1 protein-coding gene is annotated in these 1,072 nt (G+C 65.8%); it reads right to left on the bottom strand.

Translation table 11 applies throughout. The features are described 5' to 3' along the window. The coding region (locus tag QCE63_RS35495; protein WP_309839938.1) for an acetyl-CoA C-acetyltransferase at positions 1-1,070 on the bottom strand (1,070 nt) is incomplete at its 3' end. Between the last annotated feature and the right edge of the window lie 2 nt (positions 1,071-1,072).

The following is a 1,072-nucleotide window of genomic DNA, read 5'->3' as shown; positions in this document are numbered from 1 at the left end:
CGGCAGCCCGATGCGCCGATCGGATGCCCGATCGCGATCGCCCCGCCGTTCACATTGATCTTCGACTGATCCCAGCCCATCTGCTGATGCACCGCCAGCGCCTGTGCCGCGAACGCTTCGTTGATTTCCATCAGATCGAGGTCGTTGACGCTCCAGCCCGCGCGCTCCAGACAGCGCTTCGACGCCGGCACCGGGCCCATGCCCATGATCTTCGGGCTCACGCCCGCGTTCGCATACGCCTTGATGCGCGCCAACGGCGTCAGACCCAGCGCTTCCGCCTTCTTCGCCGACATCACGACCACCGCCGCGGCGCCGTCGTTGAGGCCCGAAGCATTCGCCGCCGTCACCGTGCCTTCCTTCGAGAACGCCGGCTTCAGACCCGCCAGCGCCTCGGCCGTCACGCCGTGACGCACGAATTCATCGGTGTTGAATTGCAGCGGCTCTCCTTTGCGTTGCGGAATCGAGACCGGCACGATCTCATCGTTAAAGCGGCCTTCCTTCTGCGCACGCTCGGCCTTGTTCTGCGACAGCGCCGCGAACGCGTCCTGCTGTTCGCGCGTGATGCCGAATTCCTTCGCGACGTTCTCGGCCGTCGTGCCCATGTGGTAGTTGTTATAGACGTCCCACAGGCCGTCGACGATCATCGTGTCGATCAGCTTCGCGTCGCCCATGCGGAAGCCGTCGCGCGAGCCCGGCAGCACGTGCGGCGCCGCGCTCATGTTCTCCTGCCCGCCCGCGATCACGATGTCCGCGTCACCCGCGATGATCGCGTTGGCCGCCAGCATCACCGCCTTCAGGCCCGAGCCGCACACCTTGTTGATCGTCATGCCGGGCACCATGTCCGGCAACCCCGCCTTGATGAGCGACTGGCGCGCCGGGTTCTGTCCCGAACCCGCCGCCAGCACCTGGCCGAGAATGACTTCGCTCACCTGATCCGGCTTCACGCCTGCGCGTTCGAGCACGGCCTTGATGACCGTTGCGCCCAGTTCCGGCGCCGCGATCTTCGCGAGCGAGCCGCCGAATTTGCCTACCGCCGTACGCGCGGCCGATACGATCACTACGTCAGTCATTT

It is taken from the genome of Caballeronia sp. LZ065, from assembly GCF_031450975.1.
Taxonomy (GTDB): domain Bacteria; phylum Pseudomonadota; class Gammaproteobacteria; order Burkholderiales; family Burkholderiaceae; genus Caballeronia.
Note: the sequence above shows the minus strand (reverse complement) of the source record. Positions and strands in the feature narration are given on the sequence as shown.